10 protein-coding genes, 2 tRNA genes, 2 rRNA genes and 1 other RNA gene are annotated in these 11,896 nt (G+C 39.7%); 6 read left to right on the forward strand and 9 right to left on the reverse strand.

The window, feature by feature from the left end; all coding sequences use genetic code 11:
- The first annotated feature begins 215 nt into the window (after positions 1 to 215).
- On the forward strand, positions 216 to 2,762 hold the full coding sequence (locus ACWIT3_RS02170; protein WP_457161179.1) for an autotransporter family protein: 2,547 nt from the start codon (positions 216 to 218) through the stop codon (positions 2,760 to 2,762).
- A 70-nt stretch (positions 2,763 to 2,832) separates the two neighbouring features.
- Here the strand turns inward: ACWIT3_RS02170 and pgeF are convergent, their stop codons facing one another.
- Entirely contained in the window at positions 2,833 to 3,570 is a 738-nt protein-coding gene (pgeF, locus tag ACWIT3_RS02175; RefSeq protein ID WP_457161180.1) for a peptidoglycan editing factor PgeF, read from the reverse strand.
- 12 nt (positions 3,571 to 3,582) lie between these two features.
- Positions 3,583 to 4,557, reverse strand: coding sequence for a 23S rRNA pseudouridine(1911/1915/1917) synthase RluD (rluD, locus tag ACWIT3_RS02180; protein ID WP_457161181.1), 975 nt, complete (start codon positions 4,555 to 4,557; stop codon positions 3,583 to 3,585).
- Positions 4,558 to 4,662: 105 nt separating this feature from the next.
- Here rluD and ACWIT3_RS02185 point away from each other — a divergent pair, with 105 nt between their 5' ends.
- Positions 4,663 to 5,445, forward strand: a complete 783-nt coding sequence (locus tag ACWIT3_RS02185; RefSeq protein ID WP_457161182.1) for an outer membrane protein assembly factor BamD — start codon at positions 4,663 to 4,665, stop codon at positions 5,443 to 5,445.
- Positions 5,446 to 5,519: 74 nt separating this feature from the next.
- Here ACWIT3_RS02185 and ACWIT3_RS02190 read toward each other — a convergent pair whose 3' ends face one another.
- From ACWIT3_RS02190 to ACWIT3_RS02200, 3 genes are all read right to left on the reverse strand, one after another.
- Positions 5,520 to 6,089, reverse strand: a complete 570-nt coding sequence (locus tag ACWIT3_RS02190) for a 5-formyltetrahydrofolate cyclo-ligase (protein ID WP_046339677.1) — start codon at positions 6,087 to 6,089, stop codon at positions 5,520 to 5,522.
- Between the two features lie 14 nt (positions 6,090 to 6,103).
- A non-coding RNA gene (gene ssrS / locus ACWIT3_RS02195) (6S RNA) lies at positions 6,104 to 6,285 on the reverse strand.
- An 80-nt stretch (positions 6,286 to 6,365) separates the two neighbouring features.
- Entirely contained in the window at positions 6,366 to 6,668 is a 303-nt protein-coding gene (locus ACWIT3_RS02200; protein ID WP_046339678.1) for a cell division protein ZapA, read from the reverse strand.
- A 135-nt stretch (positions 6,669 to 6,803) separates the two neighbouring features.
- On the opposite strand from ACWIT3_RS02200, the gene ACWIT3_RS02205 reads away from it, so the two are divergent.
- The 4 genes from ACWIT3_RS02205 to ACWIT3_RS02220 are packed head-to-tail and all read left to right on the forward strand — an operon-like array spanning position 6,804 to position 11,089.
- Entirely contained in the window at positions 6,804 to 7,352 is a 549-nt protein-coding gene (locus ACWIT3_RS02205; RefSeq protein ID WP_046339679.1) for a YecA/YgfB family protein, read from the forward strand.
- 22 nt (positions 7,353 to 7,374) lie between these two features.
- The gene (pepP, locus tag ACWIT3_RS02210; RefSeq protein WP_457161183.1) at positions 7,375 to 8,700 is read left to right on the forward strand and encodes a Xaa-Pro aminopeptidase; all 1,326 of its coding nucleotides are present in this window, start codon (positions 7,375 to 7,377) and stop codon (positions 8,698 to 8,700) included.
- A 12-nt stretch (positions 8,701 to 8,712) separates the two neighbouring features.
- Positions 8,713 to 9,918 (forward strand): 2-octaprenyl-6-methoxyphenyl hydroxylase, encoded by a 1,206-nt coding sequence (ubiH, locus tag ACWIT3_RS02215; RefSeq protein ID WP_457161184.1) that lies wholly within the window; start codon positions 8,713 to 8,715, stop codon positions 9,916 to 9,918.
- Between the two features lies 1 nt (position 9,919).
- A complete protein-coding gene (locus tag ACWIT3_RS02220) occupies positions 9,920 to 11,089 on the forward strand; it encodes an FAD-dependent monooxygenase (RefSeq protein WP_457161185.1) in 1,170 nt (389 codons plus the stop codon).
- Between the two features lie 133 nt (positions 11,090 to 11,222).
- Here the strand turns inward: ACWIT3_RS02220 and ACWIT3_RS02225 are convergent.
- The 4 genes from ACWIT3_RS02225 to rrf (ACWIT3_RS02240) all read right to left on the reverse strand — a co-directional run bounded on the left by ACWIT3_RS02225 (position 11,223) and on the right by rrf (ACWIT3_RS02240) (position 11,706).
- Positions 11,223 to 11,298 (reverse strand) — tRNA-Trp (locus tag ACWIT3_RS02225).
- 34 nt (positions 11,299 to 11,332) lie between these two features.
- Positions 11,333 to 11,409: transfer RNA gene (locus ACWIT3_RS02230), tRNA-Asp, on the reverse strand.
- Positions 11,410 to 11,420: 11 nt separating this feature from the next.
- Positions 11,421 to 11,536 (reverse strand): 5S ribosomal RNA (gene rrf / locus ACWIT3_RS02235).
- Positions 11,537 to 11,589: 53 nt separating this feature from the next.
- A 5S ribosomal RNA gene (gene rrf, locus ACWIT3_RS02240) occupies positions 11,590 to 11,706 on the reverse strand.
- Between the last annotated feature and the right edge of the window lie 190 nt (positions 11,707 to 11,896).

The following is an 11,896-nucleotide window of genomic DNA, read 5'->3' on the forward strand; positions in this document are numbered from 1 at the left end:
AATGTGCTAAATAATGAAATGCAATTCTACAATATTTTTTGAATTCATCCTATTTATTGCCAACCTCCATCCCGTATCACACGTAATATCATACTTTTTTCTCTTTTATGTTTATTTTTCAAACAAAAAGGCTTAAAATTATTCAGCCTATTAATAAGGCTATGTAAAATAAAGACTTATTTCATTTTTAATGTTTCACTTTTAATAAAATAAATATGATGAAAAATACTCTCTCTCTTATCTCAATAGCGATATTAAGTTCGCTCTATACAACCTCGGCTTTCTCTACTGACAGTGCAACCAGCTGTGGCGATGGATGTACTAAAGAAGAAATCTTTGATACCACCAAAAACACAAGCCAGATTACAATACATGGTAATCGTGATAAGAAATACGACATCGATATAATGGGCTCAAAAATTGCTCAAAATTATAAAATTATCAACCACGCCAATATCCACAGAACTAACGCCTATAATATTTACGTAGCAGAAGGACGAAATGCGTTAAATATTGAAGTTTTCAATACAGGAAAACTCGTTGCAGAAGGAACAGACCCAACTAGCAGTATTGATGCACAATGGGGAAATATTCTTGAAAAATTGCAGGTCACTAATTCTGGTGAAATCCGTACAGAAGGCGAAGGCGGGAACGAGTGTGCTATCTGTTCACGTTACTTTAAACGTAGCCCAGCAGGTAATACGATCAAAACACCAACAGAAGTGATTTATGAAATCAATAATCTCGGTAATACAGGGGTAATCTCTGCTAATCAGGGATCGACGATATGGTTAGAAAATGGTAAATCTGCACAAATCTACAACGAAGGGATGATTGTCTCTAAAAGTTTAAAAGAAGCTGTAATAGATATTAACTATACAGCCCAAGCTTATGTAGAAAATCGTGGCACAATCAAATCAAGTGATAATCAAGCTTTACTTATTCATAATACAACGCAAATTGATGTGCATAACACGGGAAGACTAGAAAGTGGTAATCCAGATAAAACCCTCGTTTTATTGCATGGTGATCACGTTTCTTTTACCAACAAAGGAGAGCTACTTTTTACTCGTGAAGACACTACAAAACGTAACCGAGCTCTCACTTTGAATGGCAGTAAAGAATCAAACTTGACGCTCAGTACAGGATCAAAAATTGGCGGTATCGTAAAAGCGAATCCCAATAATAGCCATCTGATTTTAGAAAAGAGTGGCGAAGAAAATGGCACCATTCATGATCAAAGCAAATTTGCCAACTTTAATCACCTTATCATGCGTGGTGACATTTGGACATTGTCTGATGCCTTTGAATTTAGCCGTATGATCAATATTGCGACAGGCAAGCTCATTTTAAAAGATGGAAGTCTAACTGCACCAAACCTATTATTACAAGAAAATACCGCATTGGATTTCACAACAGACTACGTGTTAAAAGGTCATGTTGAAAACCAAGGCTCCTTCAATTTTGTCCATCAAGATCCAACGTTAACGTTCAAAACCGTTACGATTCAAGGCGACTATCAAGGACAAGATGGGTCACTTCACCTCCTTACAACTTTAGGTAATGGTACGAATGAAACAGACAGATTACTGATTAAAGGTAAGGCAACGGGCTCAACACAAGTTGTCATTGACCAGCTTGAAAGTCATGAGGAAACACCAATCGTAGATGTTAAAGTGATTGAAACAACGAATTCCGCACCTCAAGCATTTATGCTCGATCGCTATCTTGTCAAAGACGCATGGCTTTATAACCTAGAAAAACGTCAGGAAAATCATCAAGAGAATTGGTATTTAACGAATTACATCCACCAAGCCCTCAATTATCGACCAGAAATGGCGGGATATGCCAATAACTTATATGCAGCGAATCATCTGTTCAATTTAAGACTTGAAGATCGTTTAATGCGTCATAATTTCCTGTCTCAAGCACCAGAGCAAACTTTTTGGTTACGTTTAGTAAAAGGAACAACACGCAATCAAATGGCAGATCTGCAGAATAAAGCTGAAGCGCGTAAATATATGATTCAACTCGGTAAAGATATCATCACTGCGCCTCATTACAAACTAGGTGTAATGTTTGGCTATGGAAAACAAAATACTAAGATCCAAGCACGATACGCGAATGTTTCTCGTGCCAAAGTACAAGGTTATGCAGCGGGAATTTACGCCACTTGGTATCAAAATATAGAACAAGATACGGGCTTCTATGTTGATGGTTGGCTACAACATCAATGGCTTAAAAACCAAGTCATTAATCCTGTATTAACTCAGGAAAACTACCATTCTCGTGGTTTTAATGCATCAATTGAAACAGGTTATACTTATCCTGTCAGCCAGTACCGTGTAAACGATTGGGAACATCGTTTCACGATTCAACCGCAAGCACAACTGATGTGGCAAGGAGTTCGTGCAAAACAGCATCGAGATCAACAAGGCACCCTTGTTGAGAGCTTAGGTAACAACAATGTACAAACACGCTTAGGCATCAAGTTAAGCTTAGATAGCCACTTAAGTACTCAACAATTCAATATTAAACCTTACTTTGAATTCAACTGGTTACATAACAGTAATGCTTATGGGGCATCAATGAATGGCATCGAAAACTACATTCAAGGCACCCATAACTTGATGGAATATAAAGCAGGTTTAGAATCACAAGTAAGCCATTACGTTCAATTCTGGCTAGATACGACCCACCGTCGTGGTCAACATGACTTTAAAGAAAATCAGCTTAATTTAGGAATCAAAGTACTTTTCTAATCAAAAGCTGACTCATCAATAAAAAAGCGCGGTAGAAAATTTACACTATCTGCCGCGCTTTTTCTCAATCTTATTCTGTAAACCAAACTAACGTCGCCATTCGTCCTGTTTGCTTCTCTCGCCGATAAGAAAAAAACTTATCTTGTTCGAGAAAAGTACAGTGTTCTCCGCCTGTAATCTGCGAAATCCCCAGCTTGTTTAAACGTTGTGTCGCTAATAAATACAAATTAGCCAAATATTTATCGGGTGCGCTAAGATCAGGTGTGAAAGCCAACGCAGCCTGTTCATCTTGTAAACAAAATTGTTCCACTACTTCTCGCCCCACCTGAAACTGAGTGGGACCAATGGCTGGACCTAACCACACATTAATCTGTTCAGTTGGACAACGAAATTTTGCAACAGTCTGTTCCAAAATCCCCTCACACAAACCTCGCCAACCTGCATGTGCAGCCGCGACCTCATTGCCTTGTTGGCTAGTAAAGAGCACAGGTAAACAATCTGCGGTCATCACTAAACAGACTTGGTTCGCCCGATCAGTATATACCGCATCAGCTTCAACTCGTTTGTCTTCTACAGGTAGGGTCGCCACGTACGTACCATGGACTTGGTTTAAAAATGTGGGCATTTGGGGTAACGATAATGCTTCAACTAATAATGTGCGGTTCTTATTGACTGCCTTTTCATCATCTCCAACATGATCACCCAAATTGAAGCTCTCATAAGGTGCCGCACTGACTCCGCCCTGTCTTAACGTACTATACGCAAAAACATGCTTTGGTACACACCAATTAGGTTTAATGACATTCATCGTATTGCCTACTTAATAATCAAGTTCGTCTTTATGTAATTGATAATCAATTTTCAGCGCCTCAACAAGTTCAACAAAATCTTCGGGTAATGGGGCCTGCCATTCCATTAACTCACCAGTAATCGGATGGGCTAATCGAAGCATAATCGCATGCAATGCTTGGCGTTTAAATTCACGTAACACCGTCATCAATTCTTCACTGGCATTTTTAGGCGGACGAGGGCGACCACCATACGTCTGATCACCTAATAATGGATGAGCAAGATGTGCCATATGCACACGAATTTGATGAGTACGCCCTGTTTCAAGACGTAACCGTAAACGAGTATAATTACGAAAACGCTCCATGATCCGATAATGTGTGACCGCGGGTTTACCCATTGGATGCACCGCCATATGCGTACGTTTTGTTGGATGACGAGCCATTGGCTGATCCACAACGCCCCCTTTGGTCATAATCCCGCAGGCAATCGCTTCATATTCACGGGTAATTTTGCGTTTTTGCAGATCTCGTACTAATTTAGTCTGTGCAGGAATTGTTTTCGCAACAACCATGAGTCCTGTCGTATCCTTATCTAAGCGATGGACAATTCCCGCGCGAGGCACTTCAGCAATAGACGGATAGTGATATAAAAGGGCATTTAATACTGTACCCGATGTATTCCCTGCGCCTGGATGAACAACAAAATCCTTTGGCTTGTTGATCACTAAAATATCCTCATCCTCATAAACAATATTGAGCGGTAAGTTTTCTGGCTCAAATCGAGTGTCATCCTCAAGCTCAACAGTAATATCAATTTGTTCTCCACCATAGACTTTTATGCGTGGCACAGCTTCCACTTGCCCATTGACGCACACCAATCCGTCTTCAATCCACGTTTTTAAACGAGAACGAGAATAGTCAGGGAACAATTCAGCTAAAGTTTGGTCTAAGCGTTGTCCCATTTGAGATAGCTGAACTTCAGCCGACAGGGTAATTTGTGCCATAAATAAAAAAATCCGTTAATGAAGTTTGCTTATTTAATAATGTTATATACAATATTGAGTCATTGTAACTCATTTATCATTGCTCGTAAAAATAAGGATTATCCAATGCGTAAATTAAAATCGTTCACGCTTATTGCTTTAACTGCATTTGCTGTGACAGCATGTTCAGGCTCTAAAGATGTTGAACAACGCCCTGAACAAGAGCTTTATAATGCTGGTCAAACTTACTTACAAGATGGTGATTATTCACAAGCTATTCGTTATTTGAATGCTGTTCATACGCGTTTTCCAGGAAGCCATTATAGTGAGCAAACCTTATTAAATTTAATCTACGCGAATTACAAAACGCAAGATTACACTCAAACGCTTACTTTAGTTGATCGTTTTTTACAACTTTATCCAACGAGTAGCGATTTAGATTATGCACTCTATATGGCTGGTCTCACAAATTCCGCATTAAGTGATAATTATATCCAAGATTTATTCCGTGTTGATCGTGCGACACGTGAAAGCACCTCGATCAAAGCAGCTTTTGCTAATTTCCAAACTTTAGTACAACATTTTCCAAACAGCCCTTATGCTCAAGATGCGTTAGCACGTATGGCATACATTAAAGCAAGTTTAGCAAGACATGAACTAGCTATTGCGAAATTCTATGCTAAACGTGATGCTCATGTCGCTGTTGCAAATCGCGTTGTTGGCATGTTACAACAATATCCAGATGCGCAAGCAACTTATGAAGCCCTTCCACTCATGCAAGAAGCTTATGAAAAAATGAACTTAAAAGAGTTAGCTGCACAAACGGCTGCAATTATCGAAGCAAACAAAGGTCGGACATTTACTGAAATTGAAAAACCTGCTGAACCCGATGGGCTCTTAAAACAATAATAGCACCTAAAAACAAAAAAAAGAGGACGAATTTTATTCGCCCTCTTTTTTTATTCTCTTCCTTTACACCACACTTAACCAACTAAGATCCGTTCTAATGGAATGTCCCAGCTCTCACAAGGTAAGGACTCAACTTGTTGACATTTATGTGCTAGCCCAACAGGGATAAAATGTTTCTGTTGCCAATTCTGCAAAGTACGATCATAAAATCCGCCCCCCATACCAAGCCGATTTCCCTGTAGATCAAAGGCAACTAATGGTGTAAAAATAATATCCAATTCATCAAGAGGCAATACCCGCTGAACATTTAATTTGGGTTGCCAAATCCCAAATGTATTCTGTTCCATAGCAGTATCTGCCTGATAAGCCAAAAACAGTAAATGTCCTGAACAAAATGGGTGTAACACAGGTAAATAAACCCGCTTGCCTTGTAACCACAATTGTTTAATCAATAATGTTGTAGAGATCTCACCATCAAAAGACAAATACAACGCAATATTTTGAGCGTGTTGTGTTTCAATTAATTGCAATGCTTGCTTTGTAATCGCTTGTTCCGCTTGAGCTTGTTCAAGTGCGGTAAGTTTTTGACGAGCCTGTCGGATTTGGCGACGAATGTGTTGACGAGAAAAAGAAAGTGTATCCATTGAAATGCTAAGAAAGAGAACCCGAGATGCCGCTGTAGGCGCCAGTCCTTGAACCCAACGGTTCAAGGGAATCAGTTGTAATCATCTTTAGGCTTCTTAGTAAAACTAAGCATGCTCACCAACAATTAGAAACTAATTCATAATATAAAAGTATCGGCTCAGGGACATAACCCACTGGCAAACACCCCAGGTAATCTTTATTTTATACTAACGTAATTTAGCCCTATTGACTAGCGATAATTCGCCATTCTGATTACAGACTCAGCGAACTATCCCCTAATTGTTCGATTTTTGTGCCAAAATATGATCAAGTGAATGATCAAGTTGCTGAATGCGTGTTTTAAGTAAATCCTCAATTGAAGTATTTTTCTGCTGTTCTTGTAATAGCTCATAGCTCAAATTTAATGCAACAATCGATAAAACACGCTCTAACTGTAAAATACCAGTGCGTTCTTTCATCTCTGATACACGTAAATCAAGCGCCTTTGCAGCCTGTCTTAAAGAATCATGCTGCTCTTCTGGACAATTCAAACGCAAAACCTGTCCAAGCACAGGCAATTCAATACTTTTAGACGACATCTCGCCTCCATTCAGCTTAATTATTTTATGTATTATTATGCCATAGCTAAAAAAATCCGTCTAATTATTGGTTGCGTGACGTGAGAGTGGTAAACTGCTTGCAAACATTTAACTAGATTAAAAAGGACAAAATCGATGTTGTCTTACAGCGACGTTTCACAACAACTCAAAACAGCCAATATTGCCCTTTCACCTGCTGAATTACACGGTTTTTTAAGTGGATTAGTGTGTGGAGGGATCACCGATCAAAGTTGGCAACCATTGTTATTTCAATTCACCAATGAAAATCACGCTTATCCTACCGCACTTTTACAACAAGTGACGCAGTTATATCAACAAATTAGTGAAAAACTCGCCGATATTGATGGCTTTGATTTTGCTCTTTTGCTACCTGAAGATGAAGAAGATATTTTTGCACGCGCGGATAGCTTATCTGAATGGGCAAATCACTTCCTCTTGGGACTTGGTTTAGCGCAACCTAAACTCGATAAAGAAAAAGGCGATATTGGCGAGGCATTAGACGATTTACATGACATCTGTCAACTAGGGTATGATGAAAATGAGGATAAAGAAGAGCTCAGCGAAGCCTTAGAAGAAATTATTGAATATGTCCGCACTATCGCTTGCTTATTATTCACACATTTCCAACCCCAACAAACAGAACACAAACCCGTATTACACTAATCCGATTATAAGGAGAACAAAGATGGATTTAGCTTATATGGCCGCCCTTCCCCAAGAAGAATTTGCACAACGTCGTCATCAATTATTCGCACAAATGCAGGATAATACCGCATTAATCGTTTTTTCAGAAATTGAAAAACGTCGTAGTAATGACTGTACTTATCCATTTCGTCAAGATAGCTATTTTTGGTATTTAACGGGATTTAATGAACCAAACTCGGTATTTTTGTTAACCAAGAAAGCGGGGAAAGCAGAAACGTTTATTTTTGTTCGTCCTTCTGATCCTTTACGAGAAACATGGGATGGACGTCGTTTAGGTGTGCAAAATGCACCAGCTAAATTGGCCTTAGATCACGCATTTTCGATCGAGGATTTTACATCAACATTCACTCATATTTTAGAAAATACGACCGCCCTCTATCACGTCACAGACTTACACCCTTGGGGTGACGCACTTTTAACTGAAAGTGCGGTAGATTTATCAACAGTATTATCTTGGAAACCCATCCTAGACGAAATGCGCTTGTTCAAATCGGAAAATGAAATTGCCTTATTACAACAAGCAGGGCAGATTAGTGCACTTGCTCATATCCGAGCGATGCAGAAAACGCGTCCAAACCGTTTAGAATATGAAATTGAGCATGAAATTTTGCATGAATTTAGTCGTTTTGGTGCACGTAGCCCTTCTTATAACTCCATTATTGCAGGAGGTGAAAATGCCTGCATTCTTCACTACACTGAAAATGATATGCCACTTAAAGACGGGGATTTAGTTCTTATTGATGCAGGATGCGAGTTTGCAATGTATGCGGGGGATATTACTCGTACTTTTCCAGTCAATGGGAAATTTAGCCAAGCACAAAAAGACATCTATGACATCGTATTACGCGCACAAAAAAGAGCAATTGAATTGTTAGTACCAGGTCAATCAATTCAACAAGCAAATGATGAAGTGGTGCGAATTAAAGTAGAAGGATTAGTCCGATTAGGGATTTTAAAAGGTGATGTTGAGGAACTGATTAAAACAGAGGCCTATCGCGAGTTTTATATGCACGGCTTAGGACATTGGTTAGGACTAGATGTACATGATGTAGGCAGTTATAGTAAAGGTGAAAACAATAACAACCGTAATAGTAAAGTTCGAGATCGTCCACTTGAAGTAGGTATGGTCCTCACAGTCGAACCAGGTCTCTATATTTCAGAAAAATCTGATGTGCCAGAGCAATACAAAGGAATCGGCGTACGCATTGAAGATAACTTACTCATGACAGAATATGGCAATAAAAACCTCACCAGCGCTGTACCGAAAGAAATTGAAGAGATCGAGCGATTAATGGCAAGTAAGTAATAGGATAATGCAATGCGGCAAAAAACAGACTACGATGTAATCATTGTTGGTGGTGCCATGACGGGTGTCACACTCGCCCTAGCACTCAGTAGCCAAACTGCAGGTCGTATCAAGATTGCTGTATTAGAAAAACAGCAAACACAGCATCACCAACAACACGGTTTTGATGCTCGCTGCATTGCCTTATCTGATGGTAGTTGTCGACGTTTCGACCAAATTAGACTACCTAATAGACAAACATTATGGCAATGTCTACATCCCATCATTACCCCTATCAAAACGATCCATGTTTCTGATAAAGGGCATAGTGGATTAACACAATTCAAGGCGGAAGAATTTAATCTCACTCAGCTTGGTGCAGTCATTGAACTGCACTTAGTTGGACAAATTCTATTAGACTCACTCAAACATTATCCTAATGTTGATTATTACGCCCCTGTCGACATTACACAAATTACGCGTCATGAAACGCAAGTAAAAGTAACATTGAAACATGACCGCACATTCACTGCACAATTACTCGTAGGAGCCGATGGCTCACAGTCTTTGGTCGCAAACGCAGCAAAGATTTCACAATATTTGCTGCGTGATTATCAACAAACCGCAATTATCACAAATGTCTTGCCACAGCAGCCCCATCAATACCGTGCATTTGAACGTTTTACTGATGAAGGACCGCTTGCCTTATTACCAATGCAACATAACCTGATGTCATTGGTTTGGTGCGTTCACAATCCTGAATCCTTAATGCAATGTAGTCAACAACACTTTCTTACTCAACTACAAGATCGTTTTGGTTGGCGATTGGGGAAATTACAGCAATGCGGACACCGCGCCTCTTATCCATTACATTTATATCAGGCAGAACAACATATACAGCATCGTATTGCTTTAATCGGCAATGCCGCTCAAACCCTTCACCCAATTGCAGGACAAGGGTTTAATCTTGGTATTTGTGACGTAATGCAATTGGCTAAAGTCGTCGCCAAACACTATTTACAGCAAGATGATATTGGTCATTACCAAAACTTACAACAATACGAACGCGAAAGACAACAAGACCAACAGCGCATGATAAATCTAACTGACAGTTTATTATCTATTTTTGCGAATAATTTACTTCCTTTTCAACTGGGACGAACACTTGGGTTACTGGCACTTTCACAATCAAGTTTATTACGCCAACATTTTGCCAAACCAACATTAGGATGGAAATAACATGAAAACATTTGATCTTGCGATTATTGGCGGTGGAATGGCAGGCTTAGCTCTCGCAGCCAGTTTAGAAAAACAACCACTGCGCCTTGTCATCATTGAAGGATTTCCAATAGAAACGGATATCAATACAGTGACAAACCGCGTGAGCGCATTAAATCTCGCCAGTGAAAAGCTACTGACTTCGCTTAATGTCTGGCAATCACTTATCCAACTACGAGCAACAGAATACCATTCAATGTCTGTGTGGGAAAAAGATAGCTTTGCGAATATCCAATTTAATACACAAGGTTTAGGAATCTCACATTTAGGCCATATTGTCGAAAATCATCTGATTCAACATTGTTTATGGGAAAAAGTGAAACAACAAAAAAATGTTGAAATCTTAACCGCACTTCCACAACACTTAGGCATCACTGAGAGTAATGCCATTATCACCTTAAATAATGGTCAACTTCTTTCCACAAAACTGATTGTCGGTGCAGATGGCGCAAATTCTTGGGTACGAAAACAAACAGATATTCCTCTCATTTTTCGTGATTATGGGCATCATGCTTTAGTCTGCAATGTAGAAACAGCTGAACCACATCAACAATGTGCACGACAAATTTTCGCAAAAGATAGTATTCTTGCCTTCCTCCCCTTACATAGAACACATTTAAACTCAATTGTCTGGTCCCTGCCTGCTGAACAAGCTAGCTATCTGAGCAAATGTGATGAAGAAGAATTTAATCGAACCCTATCCGTCGCTTTCGACATGCGACTTGGTTTATGTAAGTTACAAAGCGAACGTCAAACAATCCCACTCACTGCACGCTATGCGCGTGATTTTGCTCAAAATCGTATTGCCTTAATAGGTGATGCCGCACACACCATTCACCCCTTAGCTGGTTTGGGAATAAATCTCGGTTTTCAAGATGTCATGACACTCACACAGAGTATCGAGCATAATTTGTCCCTTGGAGTAGATATTGGAGCATATCGTTACTTGCGTAGTTATGAACGAAAACAAAAAACCGAGGCAATCAAAATGCTCATCGCCATGCAAGGTTTAAAAGATCTTTTTGCAGGAGAAAACCCAGTAAAAAAATTGATTCGAGGTATCGGCCTAAGCACGACAAATCAATTAGGGTTTGTAAAAACAGAACTAATGAAACAAGCTCTAGGATTGTAAAACAAATCTAGTTAACAGAAACATCAAAAACAGAGTACTGATTTTAAATTAGAACGTATTTACTTACTTATCCAAAGAAAAGCATCTTCTAACAAAAGTCTTTAAAGAAAAACAGATGGGAAAAAGAAAATAATGGCAGGGGCGGAGAGGCTCGAACTCCCAACACCCGGTTTTGGAGACCGGTGCTCTACCAATTGAACTACGCCCCTAGAAAGAAAGCGAAACTTAATTCGCTCAAATAATTGGCGGAACGGACGGGACTCGAACCCGCGACCCCCTGCGTGACAGGCAGGTATTCTAACCAGCTGAACTACCGCTCCGCAAAATTGATATTTGGTAGTGACCTACTCTCACATGGGGAAGCCCCACACTACCATCGGCGTTACAACATTTCACTTCTGAGTTCGGCATGGATTCAGGTGGTTCTGCTGCACTATTGCTACCAAAAAATTTTTATTTTGTTAGCTTACTTAATTTAAAATAAACTAACAAAATAAAAAACCTGGCGGTGCCCTACTCTCACATGGGGAAACCCCACACTACCATCGGCGTAAACAGCGTTTCACTTCTAAGTTCGGCATGGATTTAGGTGGGTCCACTGCACTCTCGCCGCCAAGATATTCCGTTGATGTTCTCTTATTCTCTTCATTCTTTAATTCGAAACAAGCTGCCTGATTATCCTTTCGTTTCCTTCGTCTTCGTATCAATTCCGTTTATCCAACACCCACAAAAATACTTGAGCGTTGTATAGTTAAGCCTCTCGGGCAATTAGTACTGGTTAGCTCAATGTATCACTACACTTACACA

This window comes from Pasteurella sp. P03HT (assembly GCF_054052285.1).

What these genes read in the sequence shown, in the direction of transcription:
- ACWIT3_RS02170 (WP_457161179.1), top strand. Translation starts at nt 216, where the DNA reads ATGATGAAAAATACTCTCTCTCTTATCTCAATAGCGATATTAAGTTCG.
- pgeF (WP_457161180.1), bottom strand. Translation starts at nt 3,570, where the DNA reads ATGAATGTCATTAAACCTAATTGGTGTGTACCAAAGCATGTTTTTGCG.
- rluD (WP_457161181.1), bottom strand. Translation starts at nt 4,557, where the DNA reads ATGGCACAAATTACCCTGTCGGCTGAAGTTCAGCTATCTCAAATGGGA.
- ACWIT3_RS02185 (WP_457161182.1), top strand. Translation starts at nt 4,663, where the DNA reads ATGCGTAAATTAAAATCGTTCACGCTTATTGCTTTAACTGCATTTGCT.
- ACWIT3_RS02190 (WP_046339677.1), bottom strand. Translation starts at nt 6,089, where the DNA reads ATGGATACACTTTCTTTTTCTCGTCAACACATTCGTCGCCAAATCCGA.
- ACWIT3_RS02200 (WP_046339678.1), bottom strand. Translation starts at nt 6,668, where the DNA reads ATGTCGTCTAAAAGTATTGAATTGCCTGTGCTTGGACAGGTTTTGCGT.
- ACWIT3_RS02205 (WP_046339679.1), top strand. Translation starts at nt 6,804, where the DNA reads ATGTTGTCTTACAGCGACGTTTCACAACAACTCAAAACAGCCAATATT.
- pepP (WP_457161183.1), top strand. Translation starts at nt 7,375, where the DNA reads ATGGATTTAGCTTATATGGCCGCCCTTCCCCAAGAAGAATTTGCACAA.
- ubiH (WP_457161184.1), top strand. Translation starts at nt 8,713, where the DNA reads ATGCGGCAAAAAACAGACTACGATGTAATCATTGTTGGTGGTGCCATG.
- ACWIT3_RS02220 (WP_457161185.1), top strand. Translation starts at nt 9,920, where the DNA reads ATGAAAACATTTGATCTTGCGATTATTGGCGGTGGAATGGCAGGCTTA.